The sequence below is a fragment of the Rothia sp. 32237D007AR genome, from assembly GCF_053544675.1.
Genome location: NZ_JBPPUO010000005.1, coordinates 48,681 through 72,874 on the forward strand (window position 1 = coordinate 48,681; position 24,194 = coordinate 72,874).

At 55.6% G+C, this 24,194-nt stretch carries 20 protein-coding genes, 3 tRNA genes and 1 pseudogene; 6 read left to right on the top strand and 18 right to left on the bottom strand.

Features of this window, described 5'->3' with window-relative positions:
- Positions 1 to 51: 51 nt before the first annotated feature.
- The 10 genes from ACED87_RS04740 to ACED87_RS04785 all read right to left on the bottom strand — a co-directional run bounded on the left by ACED87_RS04740 (position 52) and on the right by ACED87_RS04785 (position 9,487).
- Complete coding sequence (locus ACED87_RS04740; RefSeq protein ID WP_449083260.1) at positions 52 to 693, bottom strand: mycothiol-dependent nitroreductase Rv2466c family protein; 642 nt, start codon at positions 691 to 693, stop codon at positions 52 to 54.
- A gap of 59 nt (positions 694 to 752) precedes the next feature.
- Entirely contained in the window at positions 753 to 2,036 is a 1,284-nt protein-coding gene (clpX, locus tag ACED87_RS04745; protein ID WP_449083262.1) for an ATP-dependent Clp protease ATP-binding subunit ClpX, read from the bottom strand.
- Positions 2,037 to 2,270: 234 nt separating this feature from the next.
- Positions 2,271 to 2,948 (bottom strand): ATP-dependent Clp protease proteolytic subunit, encoded by a 678-nt coding sequence (locus ACED87_RS04750; protein WP_449083264.1) that lies wholly within the window; start codon positions 2,946 to 2,948, stop codon positions 2,271 to 2,273.
- A 31-nt stretch (positions 2,949 to 2,979) separates the two neighbouring features.
- Positions 2,980 to 3,600: an ATP-dependent Clp protease proteolytic subunit gene (locus tag ACED87_RS04755; RefSeq protein WP_421083035.1), complete on the bottom strand. Its 621-nt coding sequence runs from the start codon at positions 3,598 to 3,600 to the stop codon at positions 2,980 to 2,982.
- Positions 3,601 to 3,769: 169 nt separating this feature from the next.
- Positions 3,770 to 4,525, bottom strand: coding sequence for an iron ABC transporter ATP-binding protein (locus tag ACED87_RS04760; RefSeq protein ID WP_449083266.1), 756 nt, complete (start codon positions 4,523 to 4,525; stop codon positions 3,770 to 3,772).
- Positions 4,522 to 5,625: an iron chelate uptake ABC transporter family permease subunit gene (locus tag ACED87_RS04765; protein ID WP_449083268.1), complete on the bottom strand. Its 1,104-nt coding sequence runs from the start codon at positions 5,623 to 5,625 to the stop codon at positions 4,522 to 4,524. Before ACED87_RS04765 ends, ACED87_RS04760 begins: the two co-directional genes overlap by 4 nt.
- Entirely contained in the window at positions 5,606 to 6,604 is a 999-nt protein-coding gene (locus tag ACED87_RS04770; protein WP_449083270.1) for an ABC transporter permease, read from the bottom strand. Before ACED87_RS04770 ends, ACED87_RS04765 begins: the two co-directional genes overlap by 20 nt.
- A 79-nt stretch (positions 6,605 to 6,683) precedes the next feature.
- Complete coding sequence (locus ACED87_RS04775; protein ID WP_449083272.1) at positions 6,684 to 7,694, bottom strand: siderophore ABC transporter substrate-binding protein; 1,011 nt, start codon at positions 7,692 to 7,694, stop codon at positions 6,684 to 6,686.
- Positions 7,695 to 8,001: 307 nt separating this feature from the next.
- Complete coding sequence (gene tig, locus ACED87_RS04780) at positions 8,002 to 9,300, bottom strand: trigger factor (RefSeq protein ID WP_449083274.1); 1,299 nt, start codon at positions 9,298 to 9,300, stop codon at positions 8,002 to 8,004.
- Between the two features lie 112 nt (positions 9,301 to 9,412).
- A tRNA-Pro gene (locus ACED87_RS04785) sits at positions 9,413 to 9,487 on the bottom strand.
- 167 nt (positions 9,488 to 9,654) lie between these two features.
- Between ACED87_RS04785 and ACED87_RS04790 the strand changes: the two genes are divergently transcribed.
- Together ACED87_RS04790 and ACED87_RS04795 are read left to right on the top strand one after the other, a co-directional pair.
- Positions 9,655 to 9,725: transfer RNA gene (locus tag ACED87_RS04790), tRNA-Gly, on the top strand.
- Positions 9,726 to 9,730: 5 nt separating this feature from the next.
- Positions 9,731 to 9,801 (top strand) — tRNA-Gly (locus ACED87_RS04795).
- A 110-nt stretch (positions 9,802 to 9,911) separates the two neighbouring features.
- On the opposite strand, the gene ACED87_RS04800 is transcribed toward ACED87_RS04795, so the two are convergent.
- The 5 genes from ACED87_RS04800 to ACED87_RS04820 are packed head-to-tail and all read right to left on the bottom strand — an operon-like array spanning position 9,912 to position 16,114.
- Entirely contained in the window at positions 9,912 to 11,168 is a 1,257-nt protein-coding gene (locus ACED87_RS04800) for an alkylhydroperoxidase domain protein (RefSeq protein WP_449083276.1), read from the bottom strand.
- A 26-nt stretch (positions 11,169 to 11,194) separates the two neighbouring features.
- A complete protein-coding gene (locus ACED87_RS04805) occupies positions 11,195 to 12,781 on the bottom strand; it encodes a dipeptide ABC transporter ATP-binding protein (protein ID WP_449083278.1) in 1,587 nt (528 codons plus the stop codon).
- Complete coding sequence (locus ACED87_RS04810) at positions 12,778 to 13,581, bottom strand: ABC transporter permease (RefSeq protein WP_449083279.1); 804 nt, start codon at positions 13,579 to 13,581, stop codon at positions 12,778 to 12,780. Before ACED87_RS04810 ends, ACED87_RS04805 begins: the two co-directional genes overlap by 4 nt.
- A 5-nt stretch (positions 13,582 to 13,586) precedes the next feature.
- Positions 13,587 to 14,522, bottom strand: coding sequence for an ABC transporter permease (locus ACED87_RS04815; RefSeq protein WP_449083281.1), 936 nt, complete (start codon positions 14,520 to 14,522; stop codon positions 13,587 to 13,589).
- An 8-nt stretch (positions 14,523 to 14,530) separates the two neighbouring features.
- Positions 14,531 to 16,114, bottom strand: a complete 1,584-nt coding sequence (locus tag ACED87_RS04820; protein ID WP_449089647.1) for a TIGR04028 family ABC transporter substrate-binding protein — start codon at positions 16,112 to 16,114, stop codon at positions 14,531 to 14,533.
- Positions 16,115 to 16,329: 215 nt separating this feature from the next.
- Here ACED87_RS04820 and ACED87_RS04825 point away from each other — a divergent pair, with 215 nt between their 5' ends.
- Positions 16,330 to 18,099, top strand: a complete 1,770-nt coding sequence (locus ACED87_RS04825; protein ID WP_449083284.1) for an FAD/NAD(P)-binding protein — start codon at positions 16,330 to 16,332, stop codon at positions 18,097 to 18,099.
- 45 nt (positions 18,100 to 18,144) lie between these two features.
- On the top strand, positions 18,145 to 18,828 hold the full coding sequence (locus tag ACED87_RS04830) for a hypothetical protein (RefSeq protein WP_449083286.1): 684 nt from the start codon (positions 18,145 to 18,147) through the stop codon (positions 18,826 to 18,828).
- 96 nt (positions 18,829 to 18,924) lie between these two features.
- Here ACED87_RS04830 and ACED87_RS04835 read toward each other — a convergent pair whose 3' ends face one another.
- Both ACED87_RS04835 and ACED87_RS04840 read right to left on the bottom strand, forming a co-directional pair.
- A complete protein-coding gene (locus ACED87_RS04835; protein ID WP_449083288.1) occupies positions 18,925 to 19,803 on the bottom strand; it encodes an Fpg/Nei family DNA glycosylase in 879 nt (292 codons plus the stop codon).
- On the bottom strand, positions 19,803 to 20,300 hold the full coding sequence (locus ACED87_RS04840) for a ribose-5-phosphate isomerase (protein ID WP_449083289.1): 498 nt from the start codon (positions 20,298 to 20,300) through the stop codon (positions 19,803 to 19,805). The genes ACED87_RS04835 and ACED87_RS04840 overlap by 1 nt, the downstream gene beginning before the upstream one ends.
- 212 nt (positions 20,301 to 20,512) lie before the next feature.
- Here ACED87_RS04840 and pepN point away from each other — a divergent pair.
- Positions 20,513 to 23,047: pseudogene (gene pepN / locus ACED87_RS04845) on the top strand (aminopeptidase N); the annotation flags it as partial.
- Positions 23,024 to 23,431 carry a globin gene (locus ACED87_RS04850; protein ID WP_449083415.1) on the top strand — a complete coding sequence of 136 codons (408 nt, stop codon included), beginning with the start codon at positions 23,024 to 23,026 and terminating at the stop codon, positions 23,429 to 23,431. The pseudogene pepN and the gene ACED87_RS04850, both read left to right, overlap by 24 nt.
- 20 nt (positions 23,432 to 23,451) lie before the next feature.
- Here the strand turns inward: ACED87_RS04850 and ACED87_RS04855 are convergent, their stop codons facing one another.
- Positions 23,452 to 24,153, bottom strand: a complete 702-nt coding sequence (locus tag ACED87_RS04855; protein WP_449083290.1) for a transcriptional regulator — start codon at positions 24,151 to 24,153, stop codon at positions 23,452 to 23,454.
- Between the last annotated feature and the right edge of the window lie 41 nt (positions 24,154 to 24,194).

Below are 24,194 nucleotides of genomic sequence, written 5' to 3' on the forward strand. Positions count from 1 at the left end.
AACCGGGCCTTTCGTGTATTCAGTAACAGGGGTATAAAGCGCCGCCCGCTACTACTTTTCGGTGTTGAAAATCGGGCCAACAGTGCGGGGTCGCTTGAGCTCAAAGAAACCTGGGTAAGAGGCTAAAGCTACAGCACCGTCAAAAACTTTCCCAGCCTCTTCACCGGTAGGGGCCGGGGACATCACCGGCCCAAAGAAAGTAACACCATTGACGCTCATGAGGGGAACCCCAATGTCATCTCCCCCAGCGGCCTCAAGACCTGCCCGAGTAGAGGCCCGCATCTGCTCATCGTATTCCTCACTGAAAGCAAGCTGGGCAAGCTCTCCAGGCAGGCCAACCTCAGCCAGGGCAGCCTCAATGGCCTTCTCAAAGTAAGTGCCTTCCTTATTTCCCCCAGGGTGAATCTGCTCCCCGATGGCAGTATAGAATTCATCAACTTTTTCCTGACCGTACTTCTCAGCTACCGCAGTAGCCACCCGGGCCGGGCCCCAAGTATTCTCAATGTGCTTGCGGTAGTCAGGGTCAAGGTCGCGGCCCTCATTGAGGACGGCCAGGGAGAAGGGGTGCCAGGTGACCTTCACCTCGCGCTGGGTTTCAACCTCTTTAATCCAGCGGGAGGTCATCCAGCACCAGGGGCAGGTAGGGTCAAACCAAAAATCGATAGTATGTTCAGCCACGGGGTGTCCTTTCATTCAGGGTTCCATCATAAGAGCCCGCTGCCGGTCATCAGTCTACCGACAGCGGGGAATCTTTAAGCAGATTTTTTCTCAGAGGCTTCTAGCACCAGAATAGGGTCCTTCTCCCCTGCCACAACTGCCTCATCAATAATGACTGAGGTGACATCAGAGCGGCTAGGCACATCGAACATGACCGGCTGCAAGATTGACTCCATAATGGAACGCAAACCGCGGGCCCCGGTGTCCCGTTCAACAGCCTGGCGGGCGATAGCTGCCACGGCGGCGTCCTCAAAAATCAGTTCTACCCCATCAAGGGCAAACATGCGCTTATACTGCTTGACCAGGGCATTCTTAGGCTCAGTCAGAATCCGCTTGAGATCAGACTCAGTGAGCTTGCCCAAGGTAGCCAGCACTGGTAGACGGCCGATAAATTCAGGAATCAGACCAAACTTCAGTAGGTCTTCAGGCATGAGCTTAGTAAGAATATCGCTCTCTTGAGCAGCCCGGTCGATAGAAGCACCAAAGCCGATGCCCTTACGGCCCACACGGCCGCCCACAATCTCTTCAATACCGGCAAAAGCCCCGGCAACGATGAAAAGAATGTTGGCCGTATTGATCTTGATGAAATCCTGTTGAGGGTGCTTACGGCCACCCTGCGGGGGTACAGCAGCCTCAGTACCTTCAAGGATTTTCAGTAGGGCCTGCTGCACGCCCTCGCCCGATACATCTCGAGTGATAGAGGGGTTATCTGCCTTGCGGGAAATCTTGTCGATTTCATCAATGTAGATAATGCCGCGCTCAGCTTTTTCAATATCGCCATCTGCAGCTTGGATGAGCTTGAGCAGAATGTTTTCTACGTCCTCACCCACATAACCGGCCTCAGTTAGGCTGGTTGCATCGGCAACGGCGAAAGGCACGTTAAGTTTTTTGGCTAGAGTCTGAGCCAGGTAGGTTTTACCGGAGCCTGTGGGGCCCACCAAGAGGATGTTGGACTTAGCTATCTCTACGTCTTCACCCTCAGTAGCTAGTAGTTCCTTGGCTTCAAAGGCAGAGCTTTGCTGGGCCCGGATCCGCTTGTAGTGGTTGTAGACGGCAACAGCAAGTGCACGTTTGGCGGCCTCCTGGCCGATGACGTACTCCTGCATGTGGTCAAAGATTTCACGCGGGGTGGGTAGCTCTTCAACGGCACCCAAATCTTTTACATCTGCGAGTTCTTCTTCAAGAATCTCGTTGCACAGTTCGATGCACTCATCACAGATGTAAATATTGGGGCCGGCGATCAGTTTTCGAACCTGTCGCTGGTTCTTCCCGCAAAATGAGCATTTGGGAAGAGTGGTGCTATCGCCTAGCCGAGCCATAGACCTTACCTTTCCTTGGGTTCTTCTTCCTAATCTACCGTGAAAACCTGTCTATCCCAAGATATGACGATTTGGGCAAGGTTACGTCTTGATGACTTAACAGAAAAGCGAGGCGGGGTTATTCCCCTACCGGCCAATGAATAAGGGGATACGACGGACGCCGCCCCTGCCCTAACCTGCTACGGGGCAGGGGCGGCGGGGCGGCGTCCGCACCGATGAGGAGCCTAAGAGAACTTAGTCGTGCTTCTGGGCGGTGTTGAAGGAGGGCTTAACAGCCTTGCGTGATTCTAGTACCTGGTCAACGATGCCGTAGTCCAGGGCGTCCTTGGCAGTTAGGATGTTGTCACGCTCGATGGACTTATCGACCTCTTCAAAGGTTTTGCCGGAGTGCAGGGCCAGGGTCTGGGCGGTCCACTCGCGCATGCGCATCACCTCATTAGCGTGAATCTCAATGTCGGAGGCCTGGCCACCCTGCTGACCGGAAAGGGCCGGCTGGTGGATCAACACACGGGCGTTGGGCAGGGCAAGACGCTTACCGGGGGTACCGGCTGCCAGCAGGACGGCGGCAGCTGAGGCGGCCTGGCCCAGGCAGACGGTCTGAATCTCAGGGCGAATGTACTGCATGGTGTCGTAGATAGCGGTCATTGCGGTGAAAGAACCACCGGGTGAGTTGATGTAGAGGGTGATGTCACGGTCAGGGTCCTGCGATTCGAGCACTAGCAGCTGGGCCATGATGTCGTCTGCGGAGGCGTCATCGACCTGCACCCCCAAGAAGATGATGCGGTCTTCAAAGAGCTTGGCGTAAGGGTCCTGGCGCTTGTAACCGTAGGGGGTGCGTTCTTCGAAGTTGGGCAGCACGTAGCGGCTGGTGGGCATACCGGCAGGTGCGGTTGATGAAGGAAGGTGAATCATTCGTTTCTCCTGTTAAAAGTTCTGTGCCGGTTTACTTGTCGGTGGCGCTGGTGGCCGGGCCGATCTTATCGAGAATCTTGTCGAAGAAGCCGTAGGCTAGGCCTTCTTCGGCGGTGAACCAGTTATCGCGGTCATTATCTCGCAGAATGGTTTCAACAGTCTGGCCGGTGCGTTCTGCGGTGATTTCGCTCAGGCGCTTCTTCATATCAAGAATGAGCTGGGCCTGGGTGCGGATGTCGGAGGCAGTGCCGCCGATACCGCCGGAGGGCTGGTGCATGAGGATGCGGGCGTTAGGGGTGGCGTAGCGCTTGCCGGGGGCACCTGCGGTAAGCAGGAACTGGCCCATGGAGGCTGCCATGCCGGTCACTACAGTCACAACGTCGTTAGGGATGAGCTGCATGGTGTCGTAGATGGCCATGCCTGCGGTCACTGAGCCGCCGGGTGAGTTGATGTAGAGGTAGATATCTGCCTCGGGGTCTTCGGCTGAGAGCAGCAGCAGCTGGGAGCAGATACGGTTGGCGTTCGAGTCACGCACCTCAGAACCCAGCCAGATGATACGTTCTTTAAGCAGGCGGTTGTAGACGTAGTCGTCCTGGCTACCCATGGGGGTTTCCATGGCGGGGGCCTGGTGTGCTTCAGGGGTGAAGGACATGTGTTCCGCTCCTTGTGTCGGTTGCGGCACCCGCGCGGACGCCGGTGCTAAAGATTTGCTTGACACTTAGGTTATCGCTTTTGGGGTAGCAAAACGGGCCTTTTGCCCCTCAGTTCGCTGTTGGCATGTGCCCTATGACAGTGAAGAAGAGCCAACAGGTAGAGAGGTATTAGTGGTAGCAGGCAATAGGGCCGTTAGGGCCCTGGATGACCTGAACGGGGGTATTGAAAATATCAGTGAGCAGATCATCTTGCATAATCTCTTCAACGGTTCCAAAGCTGGCCAGTGTGCCATCTTTGATGGCGCAAATGTAGTCAGCGTAGCGGGCTGCAAAGTTAATATCGTGCAGTACAACAATAATGGTGCGCCCCAGGGTACGAGCAGCGTTGTGCAGGTGCTGCATCATCTGCACTGAATGGGAGATATCCAGGTTATTGAGAGGCTCATCTAGAAGCACGTAATCAGTTTCTTGGCAGAGCACCATAGCCACGTAGGCCCGCTGACGCTGGCCGCCAGAGAGTTCATCCAGGTAGCGGTTTTCCAAGGTGGTGAGGTTGAGGAAGTCGATGTAGCGGGTGATGATTTCTTCGTCCTCTGCGGTGAGCCGTCCACCGGTGTAGGGGAAGCGCCCAAAGCCTACCAGCTGGCGTACGGTGAGCTTAGTGACGAAGTGGTTTTCCTGCCGCAGGATGGAAACTACTTTGGCAAGGTCTTTAGATTTGGTGGTGGCTACGTTGAGGCCGCCAACTTCGATAGTTCCTGAGTCAATATCAAGTAGCCGCCCCATCATGGTCAGCAGGGTTGATTTACCTGCACCGTTGGGGCCTACCAGGGCAGTGATGCCGCCTGCTGGTAGGTGCACATCAACTGGGCCGATATTGGTTTGCCCGGAGTAGCTTTTAGCGACCTGGTGGAGGCTAATCATAGTTTGCCCTTTCGAAGAATCACAATCAGGAAGGTGAGGCCACCAATGAGTTCGATGATGATGCCTACCACTCCCTGGGCTGAGAAAATGTGGTTCATGATGAAGTAGGAGATTGCCAAAATAGCAAAGGAGAGCACCGTGGCCATGGGAAAGAGGTAGCGGTGGTCGTAGGTATCAGCGAACTGGTAGGTGAGGGTTGCTACCAAAAAACCCAGGAAGGTTAGGGGGCCAACCAGGGCAGTTGAAACAGCCATCATCACCGCAACAAGGATGAGCACGATAATAGATTCCCGGCGGTAGTTGACCCCCAAGTTAGTAGCTGCCGGTGCCCCCAGGGTGAGAGCATTGAGGGTGCGGGATTTTGCGTAGAGAACTAGGACGCTCAGAATCACCAGGGGCAGGGCTACCGGGTAGTAGGCAGGGTCAGCATTATTGACTGAGGCGAAGAGACGGGCGGTGAGAATATCGAACTCACTGGGTGTAAGCATGCGTTGCATGAAGGTGGAGACTGAGCCCAGTCCCCCACCCAGCACCACACCCACCAGGAGCATCACGTGCATGTTGGCCCGCTTGCCGGTCAGCAGCCAGGAGTAGAGCAAGAGGCTCAGGGCCACCATCATCAGTAGCTGGAAAACAAAGGTTTCAAGGGTGCGAGCTGCAATCAGCCCGGCAGCGCCTGCAAGATAGATAGAGGCGGTGTGGATAGCAGCATAGAGAGCCTGAAAGCCCATAATGCCGGGGGTGATAATACGGTTATTAGTCACTGTTTGGAAGGCCACCGTGGCAACAGCCTGGCAAACAGCAGCCACCGCCATAGCAATAAGGGCATTAGAGCGACGCTCAGCAATAAGCCACCACTTGGGGGTGCCCGTCTCGAAGGGGTTGGCGTAGGCCAAAAGCCCAAAGGCTGCCAGGGCGGCAGTAACCGTCAGCGCAGCCAGTAAGACCCAATAGGTGCGGGCAGCAGCAGAGGTTTTGAAAGCCCCAGCGCTGCGCGCCGTACCTGCCCTACGGGAGGCGGGGCGGACGTCTGCACCGGTAACCTGTTCAGCCAGTGCGGACGCAGCCCCGCGGCTTTTCTTATTGACCTGCTGCTGCACGGGGGCGCCCCTTCACAATCAAACCGATGAAAACAATGGCACCGACAATACCCAAAATCACCGATACTGGGATTTCAAAGGGGGCGATAATGGTGCGCCCTATCAGGTCGCAGACAGTCACTACCCCGATGCCCGTCAGTGCCACCCAGGGTAGGTTTGACCGTAAATCATCACCACGGAACATGCTCACAATATTAGGAACAATCAGCCCCAAGAAAGGCAGGGCCCCTACCACCACGGTCACCACACCGGTAGCAATAGCAATCAGGGCGGTGCCCACCAGCATAATCTGGGCGTAGTTAAGACCCACGTTGGTGGCAAATTCCTGGCCCAGACCGGCAACTGTTAGACGATCGGCGTACCAAAAAATTGCTGCTACCACTAACAGCACCACCCACAGCACCTCGTACTGCCCCCTAATGACAGAGGTGAAGCTGCCGGCAAACCACACACCAAGATTCTGAAGCAGGTTAGTTTGTAGGGCGAAAAAGGTAGTGAAGGCTGAGACAACAGCACCGAGCATCATGCCCACAATCGGGACGATCAGGGAAGAGCGAAGCGAAACCCGCCGCAAGAAAAGGAAAAAGACCATGGACCCGATAAAGGCAAAGACGACTGCCGCTGTCATCTGCTGTAATAGGTTGGCGGCAGGGAAAAAGTAGAGCATAAAAAGCAGACCCAGACTGGCCCATTCGGTGGTACCTGTCGTTGTTGGTTCCACAAACTTATTTTGGGTCAGCATCTGCATCACCAGCCCACACATGGCCATAGCGGCGCCAGCCAGCACTAGGGCTATGGTCCGAGGGATGCGGGTAATGGCAAACATAACCGCCCCATCTGCCTGGTTAAAAATATCGTATTCCCCGGTCAGAAGAGAGAGCACAAGCAGGGCAATAATTGCCAAGCTAGCTAGCAGAAACTTGCCACTGACCAGAGAGTTTCTGGTGCGTCCTGCTCGGGTTGTTTCAACGGTCGTCATAAAAGCCCTTAAGGAGTCACCCCGCCGCATGCAGCAGGGTGACTCCTCTATTCGTGGTTATAGCCTCGTAGCAGGTGCCTTACTTGGCAGCTTCGAGCTGATCGGCAAAATCGTTAAGAATCTCGGTATAGGTGATGATGGATTCATTGGTATAAGTATCAGCCGGAGCGTAAACAATCTGATTCTTAGAGATTGCGGTGACCTTGGTCAAGGCGGCACTATCGTTAATGACATCTTGTGCCGCAGGTGAGCCCTCATCAGCAGTTGTACCAGCATCACGGTCTAGCACCAGCAGCCAGTCGGGGTTAGCTTCTGCGATGGCCTCCACAGAGATATCGTCGCCCTTGTGGTTATTTGAGGCGTTCTCAATCTCAAGGGCGGGCTTAAGCTCTAGAAGGTCAAAGACAGGCCCGTAGGTGCGCCCCAGAGAGGGCGCGATATAACCGATGTTACCGCCTGAGACGTTCACAGCCATGACAGTAGATTCACCATCGTAGGCTGCCTTGGCACGTGCGAGTGCAGCATCAAAATCTGCGATAAGCTGATCAGCTTCAGCCTGCTTACCAAAGATTTCACCCAGTGCTGTGACCTGGCGTTTTAGTTCAGCATCCAGGGGCTCGCCCTTGCGCGGCTCAAAATCTACGATAGCTGCCTGGGGGTTCAGCTCCTTGATAGCTTCGTAGTGCTGCGAGAAACGCTGACCAACGATAATCAGTTCTGGTTCTTCAGCAGCAAGTAGCTCAAGTTTGGGTTCACGGTGGGTACCAATATCGGTAATTCCTGAATCGTTCTTGTAGGTCTCAATAGTCACAGGAATCAGTGTAAGAGGGGCTGCCACCAGGTCAACGCCCCAAGACTCCAGTACCTCGAAAGTGCGGTTATCGGTTGCTGCTACTTTCTGGGGAGGCACAGCAACAGTCACATCACCGTAGTTATCGGTGACAGTAACAGTACCGGTTGACTGACTGACAGAAGCTGAGGATGACGCGGCAGATTCCTTAGATGCGTCGGTGCTACCTGCGCCACAAGCAGTAAGCGCCAGTGCTAGAAGGGAAGTGGCTGCAAGCAGGGAGATAGGGTTGGCCTTCACGGGTTTTCCTATATCTATAAATGGGATGATACGGGGTAGGCCTTAACAAGATGTAAGGCTCAACTTACCTAAGAATAGTTAGCCTCACCTTACTTTTTCAACCCAAAAACCCCTATTACGCAATATTTTTTTAACTTATTTACCGGTCACCTCTGGTTTCCCCCCCTAAAGAGCGGACGCAAGGAAGAGCCACCGGCCTTACCCCACAAAGAATTTACCCCTAGACAGCACAAAACCCCCACAAGAGCCCTCACGGGGCCCCTGCGGGGGTTTACATAAAGAAAGTTTAGCGCCTTAGAGGCAGAACTTACTCAGCGTCTGCGGTCTCACCCAGGAAGGAGGAGAGGTCAACAGCCTTGCCGTCTGCGTCCTTAACCTCAGCCTGTGCCAGGACAGCTGCCAGAGCCTTTGAACGGCGAACCTCGCCAACGATCATGCCGGACTGGCCTGAACCATCAAGCATCTGAGCGAACTGGTTGGGGTCCATGCCGTACTGCTGGCTCATGGTGATGATGTAATCAATGAGCTCTGACTGCTCGACAGAAACTTCTTCCTTCTCAGCAATGGCGTCAAGAATCATCTCGTTCTTGAAGGCACGCTCAGTGTTCTCACGAACCTCTGCACGATGCTCGTCGCTCTCGTGCTCCTCACCCTGACCGGAAGCCTTGAAGTGCTGCTCCAGCTGGTCTTCAATAACCTTCTCGGGAACGGGGATTTCAACCATTTCAACCAGAGCATCAAGCACCTTATCGCGTGCCTCTACACCCTGCTCGGCAGCCTTTGAATCAGCAGCCTGTTTCTTCAGGTCTTCCTTCAGTTCAGCAATGGTGTCGAACTCTGATGCCAGCTGAGCGAAGTCGTCATCAGCCTCAGGAAGCTCGCGCTCCTTCACAGCGGTAACCGCAACCTTAACGGTTGCTTCTTCACCAGCATGCTCGCCGCCAGCTAGTTTGGTGACGAAAGTTGCATCTTCACCAGCGGAGAGGCCAAGAACAGCCTCATCCAGACCGTCTAGCATGGTGCCGGAGCCAACCTGGTAGGACAGGTCGTTAGCAGCGTCAACCTCTTCGCCGTCAATCTCAGCGGCAATGTTGATGGTCAGGAAGTCTTCGTTAGCGGCGGGGCGCTCAACAGCCTTCAGAGTGCCAAAGCGGCCACGCAGGGCATCAAGAGCCTTCTGCTCATCTTCTTCGGTGACCTCTACGTTGGCGACCTCAACCTTGATACCTGAGTAGTCAGGCAGTTCAACCTCGGGGCGGACGGTAACCTCGATGGTCAGCTTAAGGTCTGCTTCACGGTTGCCCTCTTCAGGCTTAGAAACAATGTCAAGCTCGGGCTGCGCCAGGGGGGTCAGCTCGTTCTCAACCAGTGCCTGCTGGTAGAAGTTGTTCAGAGCATCGTTCAGGGCGTTCTCAACAACAAAGTCAAAGCCTGCACGCTGATCGATGAGAGCCTTGGGGGTCTTACCCTTACGGAAACCGGGAACCGAAATCTGGTTAGCCAGTGACTTGTAGGTGCGGTCAAGGTAGGTCTTGAACTCAGCGAAGGGAACCTCGACCTCGATCTTTGCGAGGGTCGGGTTGATCTTCTCGACGGCAGTCTTCACGTCCGTTGATCTCCTGATAACTTGATTGGAACCACCACCCGGAAAAGAGTGGGGTTAGATATAACGTTCTATAGAAAAACCCGCCGTTTCCGGCGGGTCGTTCTATTTCACGTCGGGGTGACAGGATTCGAACCTGCGATCTCCTGCTCCCAAAGCAGGCGCGTTAGCCAAGCTACGCCACACCCCGTTTGCACGGAAGGCACCACCCAGTTTAGCGCCTCCACCGTCTAAAACCTAACTCCCACCCCAATTACGCCCAGGGCGTGTTGAGAAACGCCCACACCACCCTAATTTGACAAGGCCCCACTCGACCAGGTTTACTGGAACACGTCCACAACGCTGGGCACCCTACGCGGGGATGTAGCTTAATGGTAAAGCCTCAGTCTTCCAAACTGATTACGCGGGTTCGATTCCCGTCATCCCCTCTCTTGCGGCTGTAGCTCAATGGTAGAGCGCACGCTTCCCAAGCCTGATACGCGGGTTCGATTCCCGTCAGCCGCTCGCCTACAACGGCCACTGTTACCAGTGGCCGTTACTGCTTTAACTCCATCCTGTGATTTAACCAGCCCTATAGAACCAAAAGACCGGATTCAGGCCATAAACCTAGGCCGCTACCGGAAACGAATCGGCACCTCAGGTTCCCCCAAAGACAGCATCAGACGATTAGCCCAGTTAAAGAAGGCCGAAGAATTAATCACATCAATAATGTCTGCGCAGTCCAAACCAACAGCACGAAGATTCTGAACATGCTGCTGACCAAAAGCAAGAGGCGTTTGAGTCAGCGCACGCGCAGCCTCCCCTATCGCATTCCACAAGGCGCTACCCAAATCAGCTTCAGCCCCTTGGTCAAGTAGACGCTCAACATCACCCAGCCTGCCTGTGGACTCTTCCAGAGTGCGACCGGCATGAACAGAAGCACAAAAAATGCAACCATTCATGCGAGAAACAACAGTGGCAGCAAGCTCACGCTCAGCCCGCCCAAGACCCCCAGAAACATTGTAAAAAATGTCTAAATCAGTCAAAGTACGGGCCTCTAAGGCAGCCGGGTTCAAGGACAGTAAACGAAAATAGGCAGACCCCACCCGCTCCGGGCGAATCATAGCTTGAACCTGCTCAGGGCTCAGCTGATCCTTACTAGGGGCAGGCACCCAGGGCTTCCAGCCCAAAGAATGGTGCACAAAACGTGTGGGAGGCACAATATCGGGGTAAGTCATCAGGTCGAACACTCCCCCAGTTAAACCAGAAGCCTGCCGCTTAGCAGAAGAAGCTACAGCTTTATTGGCCGCAGCATCGCTAGCCCCAGAAGGAACTGGCTCATACCGCTGTGCTTGGCTCCCGGCGTCCTGAGAATAGTGAGCCCCTACAACTGAGAGCCCCTGCACAACCCTCAACTGAAAAGTAAGAAAAGCCACCAATTGAGCTAGAGTAACCACCTCAGAGGCAGAAAAAACCTGAGCCAAAGGAGCAAGCCCCTCAGCGGTCGCATCCACCGGGTGAAACACCATATCGTGGGCATAATCAAAAGCAGCAACCAGCCGGGCAGACAAACCAGCAAGACCCTGAGTTGAAACCCAAGCCGATACCCCCGCAGGAGCAGGGCCCTGACCCATCACCGCTAAGGCAACCTCAACAGCATGGGCAACAACTGGTACCAGCTCTGGGTTCTCATCAGCTAAAAGATCGCTATAAAACTCAAAGGCGCTTGAGCGATGCAAACCAGCAACAAAAGCTGCCACCGCATACCGCTCAGGTAAATCGCCCTCCAGCAAAGCCTCAAACGACTTCTGTGCATTTTCTACAGCCTGAGGGCGCAAACTGCGTTCAGGTAGATCAGTAGCAGAAAGAAAATTAATAATATCGATTGTCATCAGACGTCCTTACCATCGATAACCAGCTAGAGGCCAAGGTTGAGGTGACCCTGACGGTAGCTCGCGCCAGGAATAGCATCAATTAGTGTCCGAGTAAATTCATGGGAAGGGTTATTAAAGACCTCAACAGTAGGCCCATACTCCACCTGGCGGCCGCGACTGAGCACCGATACCGTATCAGCAATCTGACGGACAACCGCCAAATCGTGGGAAATGAAAATATAGGTCAAACCCAGCTCCTTTTGGACCTCATCCAAAAGCCGCAGAATCTGGGCCTGAACAGTAACATCTAGAGCCGAAACCGCCTCATCAAAAACTACCAGCTCAGGTTCCACAATCATGGCACGGGCAATAGCCACCCGCTGACGCTGCCCACCAGAAAGCTCCCGAGGGCGGCGGTCAAGAAGAGTAGGGCTCAGAGCCACCAAATCTAAATAATGGGCCACCTTCTTACGAATCTCTCCCCTACTGAGCTGTGTAAGGTTGCGTAAACCTTCCCCGATCGCATCCCCAATAGTTTGACGGGGGTTAAGCGAAGAATAAGGGTTCTGGTAGACCATTTGCACTTTTTGCCGAAGCTCTTTACCCGGCCCAAGGGGCAGGCCATCAAGCAGCAAGGTCCCCTCAGTGGGGGTGCATAACCCGGCTATAGCTCGGCCAGCAGTGGTTTTACCTGAGCCAGATTCACCCACAATGGCGTGAGTAGCCCCCCGGCGGACGTCAAAAGTGAGGTCTTGTAGGGCTGTAAAGTCACCAAAGTGTTGAGTGAGATGCTCCACAGTTAAGAGGGGCTGTGAGTCCTCACCCCAGGGAATATGTGCTGTGTGCTCTTGGCGTTCTGTGCCTAAGTCTATATCGGTCACCAGCGAGGGGGCGTCTTGAAGTAACCGTTGGGTATAGCCTTCTTGGGGCTGAATCAACACGCTCGCCGCAGGGCCCTGTTCAACAATTTTGCCCTGGTTCATCACCACAATATGGTCGGCCCTATCACCGGCTACAGCAAGGTCATGGGTAATAAAGAGCACCCCAATACCCAGTTCTTCTTGCATGGTGTCAAGCAAGTCGAGAATCACCTTTTGGACGGTCACATCAAGGGCGCTAGTGGGCTCATCAGCTAGCAGCAAATCTGGTTCTAGAGCCAGGGCCGCTGCAATGAGTACACGCTGGTTCATACCGCCTGAAAGCTCATGAGGGTACTGGTGGTAGCGGCGCTGGGGGTCATCAATTCCAACCTTCGCCAAAAGGTCTAAAACCTTTTCTTTGACCTGATCTTGACGGTGAATTCTGAGCCCCTCCCCCACAGAAGCACCAATAGTTTTGGTGGGGTTGAGGGAATTGGTGGGATCTTGAGGAATGAGCCCGATGCGGGTACCCCGCATCTTTGAGGTAACGGGCTGGCCTGCTAGTTCCAGGCTGCTGAAAGTAACGCTGGCATTGCTGGCTAAAAGCCCCATGATAGCTAGAGCTGTGGTGGATTTACCGGACCCTGATTCACCCACAATTGCGGTGGTTTTTCCGGCCTCAACGGTAAGGTTCACGCCCTGGACGGCTTGGACGGGGCCCTGCTTGGTCTGGTAGCTAACATTGAGGTCTTTGATAGTGAGTAGGCTCATCGTGCAGCCTCCTTGGTGATGATGTGGCTCAGGTGGTTAGCAGCTAGGACCACTGCGACAATAATGGCACCCGGTAGCAGGGTCAGCCACCAGCTTATTGCCAAATAGGCCCGTGAATCAGCGATCAGTAGCCCCCACTCTGGGGTGGGCGGGGGTGTGCCGTAGCCAAGGAAGCCCAAGGTTGCCAGTTGCAGGAGGGCTGAGCCGAATTGAAGGGCAGCTAGGGCTAGGACGGGTGTGAGGGAGTTAGGCAGAATATGGTTGGTAAGCACCCGGAAAGTGCTGCTACCTAGCCCGTAGGCTGCCTCTACATAGCCGCTGTTGGCAACGGAAAGTACCTGGGAGCGGACCAGGCGGGCAAAGAGCGCGATGGAGGTGACACCTACGGCGATGGCAGCGTTAGTGGTGCCAAAGCCCATGATGATGAGGATTGAGAGACTTAGCAGTAGGGAGGGAATGGAAAGGAGCACATCTACCAGTCGCATCAGGACGGTGTCAGTGGCCCCCTTCAGGGTTCCAGCTAGAACTCCAAGGATAGTTCCGACCACCAACCCCACAGCAACAGCGATTAAAGCACCCAGTAGAGAGTGCCTTGCACCATAGACGACGCGGGTGTAGAGATCTCGGCCCACCGAGTCTGTGCCAAACCAGTGCTGTGAGCTGGGGGCAAGTAAGGCTGCATCGGTGCCCAGGGTGGGGTCTGCTGAGGTAAAGAGTGATGGGAAGAGAGCCCAAAAGGTAGCAATGATGAGCACAGCGTAGGCTAAGAAAGCTGTGGGTTTTGTGAAATAGTTGGTCATGATTGTTATGCCTTGTGTCGCAGCCGCGGGTCGAGCAGGGGGTAGAGAAGATCAACGATGAGGTTGATGAGCACGTAGGCGGCGGCAGCAACCACCACAATAGCCAGTAGCACCGGGGTGTCTCGGTTGGCTACGGCCTGAACCGTTAGGTTGCCTAGACCGGCTCGCCCGAAGACAGCTTCGGTCACAACGGCCCCACCCACAAGCTCACCGAAGAGCACACCGGCAAGCGTGATAGCTGGTAGTAAGGCATTGCGCAGAACATTGCGCCAAAAAATCCAGTTTTCTGTGGCTCCGCGGGCGGTTACTACCGTGATGAAAGGCTGGGTGTACACCTCATCGATACTGCGTATCAGCACCTGAGCCAGAGGGGCAGAAATCGGGACGGCTAGGGTCAACACAGGCAAGATGAGGTCTTGTAAATCTGTTGCCCCGTAGACCGGCACCCACCCTAACTGGAATGAAATGAATTGAATGAGAAGAATACCGATGAGGAAGCTAGGTATGGAGCTCATCGCTGGAGGAAGGGCACGGACGGCGCGGTTGAGCCAGGCCATCTGGGGCTGAGTGGCTAGGTAGGTGATAGCAAAAGCTAGGAGCAAAGCTGCCCCAAAGGCCAGCGTTGCCAGGGTGAGGGTGCTCGGTAGTGCTGCCTTCATAAGGTCAGTAATGGCTGTACCTGAGTTGACGGAGTAGCCAAAGTTACCCGTCAGGAAGTTCCCCAGAGTTGTGAAATATTGGAGGATAATCGGCCGGTCTGCCCCGTAGGAGGCTCTGATTTCGCTGATTTCAGCTTCAGATAAACCTAGTTCGGGGTTGGCGTAACGGGTGGTGATGGCGTCCCCCGGCAGGGCGGTTAAAAGGACGAAAGCTAAGGTGAAGGCTGCAAGCAGGACGAGGGCAGCCTGGCCTGTGCGCTGGATTAGGTAACGAGTTCTCATGGAGGGCCTTAGGCGGTGAAGGTTACGGCGTAGAAGCTGGGGCGGCCAATAGGGTCGGTGGTAAACCCCTGTACGAAGGGTTGTAGCCCAAAGACCTGAGGCTCTTCAAAGATGGGGATGGAGTAGGCTTTTTCAATCAGGATTTCCTGAATGCGGGCAGAAGCAGCCGCACGTTCTTCGGTTGTGGGTGCTTGGGCGACCTGGAAGGTGAGCTCTTCAAGCTCTGGGTCCCCTAGCTGGCCGGTCTTGGGGTCAAGGTTGAGCAAGGAGTTGCGGTTTTCACTGCAGTACTGGCTTTTGATGACGTCGTAGTCGGCTCGTCCAACCATGGAGGAATTGATGTGGATCAGGTTGGGGTCTTTCGTTGCTGCCCCTTGTGCTGAACGGTCACCAGGGAAAATGCTGATGTGGATTCCGATGCGTTTGAGTTGGGCCTGTATGACGGTAGATTGCTCACGGTTACGCGGCTGAACGGCGCTCCAGTTAACTGTGAGTTCTAGTCTTTGGCCGTCCTTACTTCTGATACCGTCTGCCCCTGGGACCCAGCCTGCCTCATCAAGTAAGGCGGCTGCCTGGGTAGGGTCGTAGGGGTAGGCTCCCTCATGGTTGACGTACCCGAAGGCTCCGCGGGCTAGGGGCCCGGTGGCCAGGGTGTAGCGCGGGGAGAAAAGGGTGGTAAGAATTTGCTGCCGGTCAATACCCAGGGCGATAGCTTTACGTACCCGGATGTCGGTCAGTAGGGGGTGCTGGAAGCGTAGGTCCCAGCAGTTGTTGACTCCGTTGGTGGCAGCGGCGACTATTTTTAGGCCTTTGTTAATGATGTGATCTTCAACAGGGGCCTCAATCTGGCGGGCTATCTGTGCCTGTTGAGCGATGAGGGCCCCTACCCGCACGCTGTCTTCACTTGCTAGTGCGATGGTGATGGTGTTGAGCCAGGGTCGGCCTTGGTGGGTGAGGTGGGGTGGGGCCCAGTTGTAGTCTTCTCGGGCGGTGAGGGTGAGTTCTGTTCCAAGTTTTTCGGAGGTGATGGTGAAGGGACCAGAGGCGATGATGTTAGGGGCGTTGCCGGGCCCAAACCCTGTGTTATCCAGCTCTAGGGTTGCGTTAGAGAGGATTGCTGCGTTCATGGAGCTGGTTGCTTGGGGGAAGCCTAGGGCTGGTTTTTCAAAGGAGAACCGTACCGTGTAGTCGTCGAGAACTTCACTGCCCAGGTAGCCGGTGATTTGTTCGGAGGCGGTGAGCTTGCGGGAGGTGTCCCCTTGCCCGTAGAGGTCAAAGTTTTTTGCTACGTTGTGGGCATCGACGGGGGTTCCGTCTGAGTGTGTGACGCCTTGACGCAGGGTGAAAGTGAATTGGGTTGCGTCTTGGCTGATGTCAGGTAGGGAGGTTGCCAGCCAGGGGTGTAGTTCTCTGGTGGTGGGGTCTTGGTAGAGCAGGCGGTCTGCAATGTTGTTCATAATGCCGCTGTTGGGGTAGAAGCCCACCGATGGCGGGTAGAGGGTGGTCCAGGTGGATGAATCCAGGTAGGTGAGGTGTCGGCTCTGGGTAAGGTTTGAGGTGCTTGGGGTGGTGCAGGCGGTCAGTAGCCCCACGCTCCCGGTGCTTAAAAGTGTTAGGTATTGACGCCTTGTCAGTGCCACAGGCTTATTCCTTTGGGTGTGAGTGATGATTGGGGTATGTGCTGGTGCGGGTTGCGAATTATTACACCAGGTGATTCTTGCTGCGTGTGCTGGTGATAGGTTTGAAAAAAGTAAAAGTCAGATTTTGTGTGCACAACACTATTTCAGTTCAAGCAGAAAGTTTCAAAGTGGCCGTAGCAAACGTAACAATTGTAGGGGTTGGCCCTCGCGGCATTTCCGTTCTGGAGCGTTTAGGGGCAGCTAGCCCTGAGCAACCTATAGTTCTGCATCTTGTCGATTCTTCTGAGCTTGGTTCCGGTGCTATTTGGGAGACCCAGCAGACACGTACCTTGTGCATGAACACCTTAGCTGGTGCGGTGACTTTGTTTACTGAGCCTGGTTCTTCGGTGGGCCTACCGGTTTTCCCTGGCCCTACCATGTTTGAGTGGATTCAGGCCATTCGGGGTGATGATGATGCTCCTGAGTACCAGATGTATCAGACCTACCCGGCTAATGCCCAGGCTGAGGTTTTCTCAGAGGGTTTAGCGGAGCTGATTTCTTCATTTGCTGATGAGATTGCGGTAACTCGCACGGAGTCTAACCCTTCTCGTGCCCTCTATGGGGCTTACCTGCGGTGGTGCTTTGAGGTTGCTTTACACCGCCTACCCCAGAATGTGACTGTTGAGAAGCATCAGGCTCGGGCTGTGTCTCTGACGGAGATTGAGGCTGATGGTCTCAAGCTAGATAAAATCACCCTTTCTGATGGTTCAACCATTTTCTCTCACGCAACGGTTTTGGCTCTTGGCTGGGTGACTCCTTCTGATACGTCCCACGAGGCGCTGTTGGCCCAGTCGTCCTTGCCTTGGGTGCGTCCGGCTAACCCTGTTGAGCAGGATCTTTCGGCTATTCCTAGCGCTCAGAGCCAGAAGCTTACCTTGGTGCGCGGTTTAGGTATGGGCTTTTTTGATGTGATGGCCCTGGTGACCATAGGACGCGGCGGCTCCTTTATCGAGGACGCTTCAGCTCGCTCTGGCTTGCGATATGAGCCTAGCGGCCAGGAGCCCTTGATGGTGATTGGCTCAGGCCGAGGCTACCCCTTTTTGCCCAAGAGTGAGTACGGTGATTTGCCGCCGGTTGCCCCGACTCCTGCCTTTGACCGTGTCTTTGATGAGCTGTCACAGCACTCTGAGCCGATTTCTTTCCAGGATCAGGTCTACCCGGCTATCCTTGCTGATGCTCAGGCTGAGGACCCAACCTTTGATGTTGACTACTGGTTTAACCCGCTCGCCAATTTCTCTGGTGACATCAGCGAATTGACGGATTATCTGGGCCAGCGGCTCACTGAGGATATCCAGCAGGCCAAGCTTGCTCAGGCTAGCCCTTTGAAGAATGCCCTGTGGGTCATTTCCTCAGTTCGTAAGCGCGTATCGATTCTAGGTGCTGGTGGGCGTTACACCGACACCGCTGACGTCTCACAGTTTATGAGAATGGGGCAGATGGTCGGATCAGGCCCTCCCCTCTTTAGGTCCCGCCAGCTCCTAGCTCTCCTTGATGCGGGTCTGATCCGTTTCATTGGTGCAGCCCCGAGCGTAGAGGCAACCGATGCGGGCTGGAAGATGGTCAGCCCCACTACCGGTGAGCCTGTTGTAGGTGAGGTTCTGGTGGATGCCTGGATGCATAACCCCAATACCTTTAGCACCCTGGACCCCTTGTTAGTTTCTCTGCGTGAGCGTATGCGCCCCTTTGCTGGTACTGGTTCCCCTGAAACTGATCCTGTGAGCCGGGCCCTGGTACACCCTGATGGTAGCCAGGATCCACGCCTGCTCTTGATTGGTATCCCCACTGCTGGGCAGCACCCTGACACCACCATTTCTCCCATGCCGGGCACCGACCCGCTCTTTTTGCAGGAGACCGATAAGGCCGCTCAGAGCCTGCTCAAGATGGTCGCTAGCGTCTAGAATGGAAAAAGTACCCACACTTTTGACCACAAGGTTGACCTTTTCATGGCTATAGCACCCTCTCGTTTCGCCCCGGCTTGCGCTCTACTTGCTACCAGCGTCCTGATACTTACAGGTTGCGGTAAGGAGAGTTCCAGCACCTCTGCGAGCGCTGAAGCTAGCATCTCTACACCTAGTGCCGCTGCCACCCCATCGCCTAGCGATAGCCCTACCATCGAAGCGACGGCTGAGACGAGCAGTGCTGAGCCTGCCCCGGTTGAAAGAGCTGAGGAACCGGCACCGGCTACTAGTGTGCTCACGCCCCCGGTCAATGATGGTTTCACTATTGACCCAGCTTCTTTGGCTACCGCTGATTTAGTGACCGGGGCCCCGGTCGCTGATGTGAACGCCTATAGTTTTGCTGCGGCCGATCAGCCCTCTGTGGTCTTTCAGACCCCAGATTCTCAGGTTGCCTGTCTCATGCAGCCTTACGGTGTGTTTTGTATGACCGATGACTCTAAGAACTGGGTGTTGCAGTCGGTGTCTATGGGCCCTGATGATACGGAGCCTCGTACGGTACAGGCTCGTGGGCGGGCTGCTACGCATGATTGGTTTAAGACCAATACGGTGTTGCCTGAAGGGCAGTCTATTAGCTGGATGGGTATGACCTGTACGGCTACCGGGCCGGCGAGTGTGCAGTGTCATGATGGTGCCCACGGTTTTAATCTTTCTGATCTTCCTGACCGTTAAAGCCTGAGAAGAGTAAGGGCCCCCGTCATTATGTCGGGGGCCCTTTTCTTGTGTGCCTGGTTGTCTAGCCCTAAGGTGCTGGGGGTAGAGAATCTTCTAGTGTTGGCAGCCTGGGCACCAGTAGAGTTTTCTGCCGGAGAGCTCTTCCATGGCGATGGTAGAGCCGCAGCGGGTGCAGGTTTGGCCCTGGCGGTGGTAGACGTAGTTGGCGTGCTCAGGCCAGGCCTCAGTTTCTGGGATGCCTGGGCGGTCTTCTGGCTCGGTCGTGATAATTCGGCCTAGGCGCACACCGATTTCAAGCAGGTGCTTGTTATCGGCCCAGAGAGCTTCAAGCTGTTGGGCGCTACATTCTTTGCCCGGTGTGAAGGGGTCAATCTGGGTGCGGTAGAGGGATTCTGCGCGGAAGATGTTCCCGACTCCCGAGATGGCCTTTTGGTCCATGAGGACTACACCGATGGGGCGGCTTGTTTTTGCTGCTGCGGTGTAGAAGGCTTTCGGGTCTGCGTCTGGGTTTAGTGGGTCAGGGCCCAGTTTAGCTCGTGTGGCTGCTAGGTCTTCAGGAGTAAGTGTGCGGCAAATGGTAGGGCCTACCAGGTCGGCCCAGCCGTGGTCTGAGACCAGGCGGACGCGGGTGGTCGGCCGAGGCTCAGGAGGGGTAGCTGAATGCTCGGTGTGGTGGTCTTCTTTCTCGCCAATCTTACGGGGTGCCCCGATGGATGAGGCCCCGGTAAAGTGCTTGTCCCCGCCGAAGGTGAAGGCCCCGTAGATTCCTAGGTGTACGTTGAGGTACAGGTCGTTGGAGAACCTGGCAAAGAGGTGTTTGCCGTGGGCAAAGGCAGAGTCGAAGACTTGGCCATCGAGTAGGGCGGCGCCGTCAGAGAATCTTCCTTGGGGGCTGGTGACCGTCAGTTGCTCACCGGCAAAAACGTCGGTGAGCTGACGGGCCAGGCGGTGGATGGAGTGCCCTTCTGGCATTAGCTCTCGTAGCTGTCGATCTGTTTGCCGGCGATTTTTCCGGTCTGCTCGTATTCAGCCATCTGGCCGATGCGGCGGGTGTGGCGTTCTTCGCCGGTCCATTCGGTGGTGAGGAAGGTTTTGATAATCTCTAGGGCTTCTTCCTTGGTGTGTTGGCGTCCGCCGACTGCAACGACCTGGGCGTTGTTGTGTTCGCGGGCTAGGGCGGCGGTGTCGTGGTTCCAGGCTAGGGCGGCGCGGATTCCTTCAACCTTGTTAGCAGCCATCTGTTCGCCGTTACCTGAGCCGCCTAGGACGATGCCTAGAGAATCTAGGCCAGCTGCTCGGTCTGCGCGCACGGCCAGGGCGGCGTTGATGCAGAAGCTGGGGTAGTCATCGAGGGCGTCGTATTCTGCCGGGCCGTGGTCGACCATTTCGTAGCCGGCTTCGGTGAGGGCTTCGATGAGGTAGTGGCTAAGTTCTAGGCCTGCGTGGTCGGTTGCGATGTGTACGCGCACGGTGTCTCCTTTGGTTGTGGTGGGTGGGGCTGGTGGACCGCACTGTAATTTAGTTATGTGAATCACTGGTGTGCACTTAGAATGGGGAATATATGTGCTGTGTATTGCCCTATATACGATTGTAGGTCACCTACAGTTGCCCTGCGGCTTGTTGACTGTGTTATTTGCACGGTGCAGGCCTCTGTTCAGATGTGATTGATGAAGGATTCCTGATGCCTGGAATGAATTTGACCCGTGCCGAAGCTGAGAAGAGAGCGTCTGTGATTCAGCGTGTGCATTCCTACACTGTTGAGCTTGACCTAACACGCGGTGAGCGTGTCTTTGGCTCTCGGACGGTAGTACGGTTTGATGCGATCCCCGGCAGTGAAACCTTTATCGATGCTATTACTGATACGGTGCACAGTATTGTGCTCAATGGTGAGCCTGTGCCGACGTCCGCCGCTGACGGGGCGCGTATAGCTTTGCCTTCCCTCGCTGAGCACAATGAGCTGGTCATTGAGGCAGATATGCTCTACACCAATACGGGTGAGGGGCTGCACCGCTTTGTGGACCCGGTAGATGGTGAGGTGTATCTTTACTCGCAGTTTGAGGTGCCTGATTCTCGCCGGGTCTACCCGGTCTTTGAGCAGCCTGATCTGAAGGCTGAGTTCCAGTTCCTGGTGACGGCCCCGGCCCACTGGGTTGTGGTGTCTAATCAACCAGAGACCTCGGTTGAGGAGGTTCCCGGTGGTAAAAAGTGGACCTTTGCCCCTACCCCACGGATGTCCTCCTACATTACTGCTATCATTGCCGGGCCCTATGCTAGTGTGCACTCGTCTTTGACCAATAGTGAGGGGCGTGAGGTGAAGCTGGGTTGCTACGCCCGCCAGTCTTTGATGGGGCACCTGGATGCTGATGAAATCTTCCACATTACCCGCCAGGGTTTTGAGTTCTTTGAAGAGCAGTTTTCAACCCCCTACCCCTTTGAGAAGTATGACCAGCTCTTTGTGCCCGAGTTTAACGCCGGAGCTATGGAGAACGCTGGTGCAGTGACCTTTTTGGAGAACTATATTTTCCGTTCTAAGGTAACTGAGGCCATGGTGGAGCGTCGTGCTATTACCATCTTGCACGAGCTTGCCCACATGTGGTTTGGTGACCTGGTCACCATGAAGTGGTGGAACGATCTATGGTTGAATGAGTCTTTTGCTGAGTTCATGTCAACCTTGGCTGCTGCTGAGAACACCCGCTTTGCCCCTGAAGCCTGGGCTACCTTTTCGGCCTCAGAAAAGACCTGGGCCTACAATCAGGATCAGCTCTCTTCCACCCACCCCATTGTTGCCCCGATTAGTGACTTGCAGGATGTTCAGGTCAATTTCGATGGCATTACCTATGCCAAGGGCGCCTCTGTGCTACGCCAGCTAGTGGCCTGGGTGGGGCAGGATAACTTCATGGCCGCCCTCACAGTCTATTTTGAGAAGCACGCCTACGGTAACACTGTGCTCGATGACCTCTTAGATGAGCTGGAGGCAACCAGCGGACGCGATGTGCGCACCTGGTCCCAGCTCTGGCTAGAGACTGCCGGGGTCAATACCCTCACCACCGAGGTGGAAGAAGCAGAAGATGGCACCATTTCCCGCCTGGCCCTGCGCCAAAGCTACGCTGAGGGCTTTGAAACCCTGCGCCCCCACCGCCTGGTCATTGGTTTCTATAACCTGGACGGTGAAGTGCTCACCCGCACTGAGCGCCTAGAAATAGATGTGGAAGGCCAGGTAACTGAGGTGCCCATGGCCGTAGGAGCCCAGCGCCCCGATTTGATTCTGGTCAACGATGAGGATCTAGCCTACGCCAAGATTCGCCTGGATGAGCGCTCCCGCGCCACCGCCATAGCCCACCTGGGCGCTATTGATTCGTCTCTTGCCCGCGGTGTGGTCTGGGGTTCTCTCTGGGATACTGTCCGAGACGCCCAGATGCCCGCCCATCAGTTTGTTGAACTGGTACTGGGTAATATCGGGGCAGAAACGAATTCTACGGCCGTCCGTACCCAACTGCTGAATCTTGAGACCACCCTGCGCGCTTACTTGAACCCCGCCCACGCTGATGCTCTTCGGGCTGAGGCAGCTGACCGTATCTGGCAGCTAGCCCAGGGGGCAGAAGCTGGCTCAGACAACCAGTTCCAGCTGGTGGGCACCTTCGCCCGGCTAGCTCACACTTCCAGCCAACTTGATAGGGTGGCGGCCCTGCTCGATGGCACCACCACTCTCGATGGCCTGGATATTGATACCGACCTACGCTGGAACCTGCTGGTATCCCTGGCAGCAGGCGGGCGCGTGACCGCCACCGAGATTGATGCCGCCTTAGCAGAAGATAACACCTCGAACGGCCAGCAGGCAGCAGCCACCGCTAAGGCCGCTATCCCCACGGCTAAGGCCAAGGCAGAAACCTGGCGCGCAGTAGTTGAAACAGGCGAACTGTCTAACATTGTGCAGCGCTCAGCTATTCTCGGCTTCTACCGGGGCGCCCCTGAAGTCTCAGAACCCTACATTGACCGCTACTTTGAGGCTATTGAAGGAGTCTGGCGCGAACGCTCCCACGAGATTTCAAGCCAGATTATCGGCGGGCTCTTCCCCCGCTTCTACACCCAAGAAGTTCTCGACAAAGTCGAAACCTACCTCGCCTCCCTACCTGAGGACGCAGCCGCTCTCAAGCGTCAGGTAGCAGAAGGACGCGACGCCCTAGCTCGTGCGCTGAAAGTACAGGCTGCAGACCGAACGGTCGATGAGCGTTCTTTCTACTACCAGGTCGGTGGCCGACCGGTTTTTGAAAAGCTCTGCCGAGAGTTCTACGCCCGTGTAGAAGCTGACCCAGAGTTTCGGGCCATGTACCCCGATGAGGATTTGGGCCCAGCAGAGCGCCGCCTTCTCATGTTTCTTGAGCAGTACTGGGGCGGGCCCAAGACCTACCAGATAGAGCGTGGCCACCCGCGCCTGCGTATGCGCCACAACCCTTTCTATGTGGGCCCCAAGGAGCGTGATATGTGGTTGAGATACATGCGTGAGGCCATGGACACCCTGAAGCTTTCTCCCCTGCACGATGCTGAAATGTGGGCCTACTTTGACCGGGCGGCTCACGCCATGCAAAACCGCGCCCAGTAAAGGTTATGAGGCTACTAAGGTTATGAGGCTACTGTGGGAGCTGCCGAATACACCAGCACATGCCCGGCCCGCGCTGAGATGCGCGCCCAGCGTCCGCTAGAAAAAACAGGCATCGGCTCAGTAGCCCTTGGCGGCAAGAAACCCAGCACCTCCAAGGCAAAAGCTGCCCCAGTCGGTAGATTCACAGGAGTATCAGCTGCTTCTAAAGGGGAAGACCAGATACGTGAGCGGACGGTTGCCACCACCGCATGCCCCGGATTGGCGGGAAGCGCCCCGTCTACAGCGGATATTCCCTCCTGGGCAGCAGCGCGGGCATGGTCGGAGAGGTAAAACCCTTTCTTCTCCCACCCACTACGCGGAACGGTTCGCCCAACCCAAGGAGCGGTGACGGTCACCGGGGGCAGGGCCAGGGCAAGCCCTGCCTCTTCGATACGGGCTAGCCGGTCGAGAAGAGCTGCCGCCTCAACCGTAAGATCAACCTCGGCAGGCTGGGTCAACTTAATAGCCCGCAAACCGATAACCGTAGGGGTCACATCAAGCAACGTCTCTGGTGCAAGCAGGCACGCCGAGACCCCCAGTACTTGGCCGCTGGCCTCTAGCCGAACAGCAGCCTGCGGGTCCACAGAACGGGCCCGGGTAAGAAAGGTCGCCAGATCACGGGCCGTTGCGGCATCGGGCAGGTAAAGGTAGTCGGTGTAATCAGAGAGCTTCTGCTCGGTCATATCACGGGCTTTCAGACAAGAGAGGGCGGTCTATTCACACA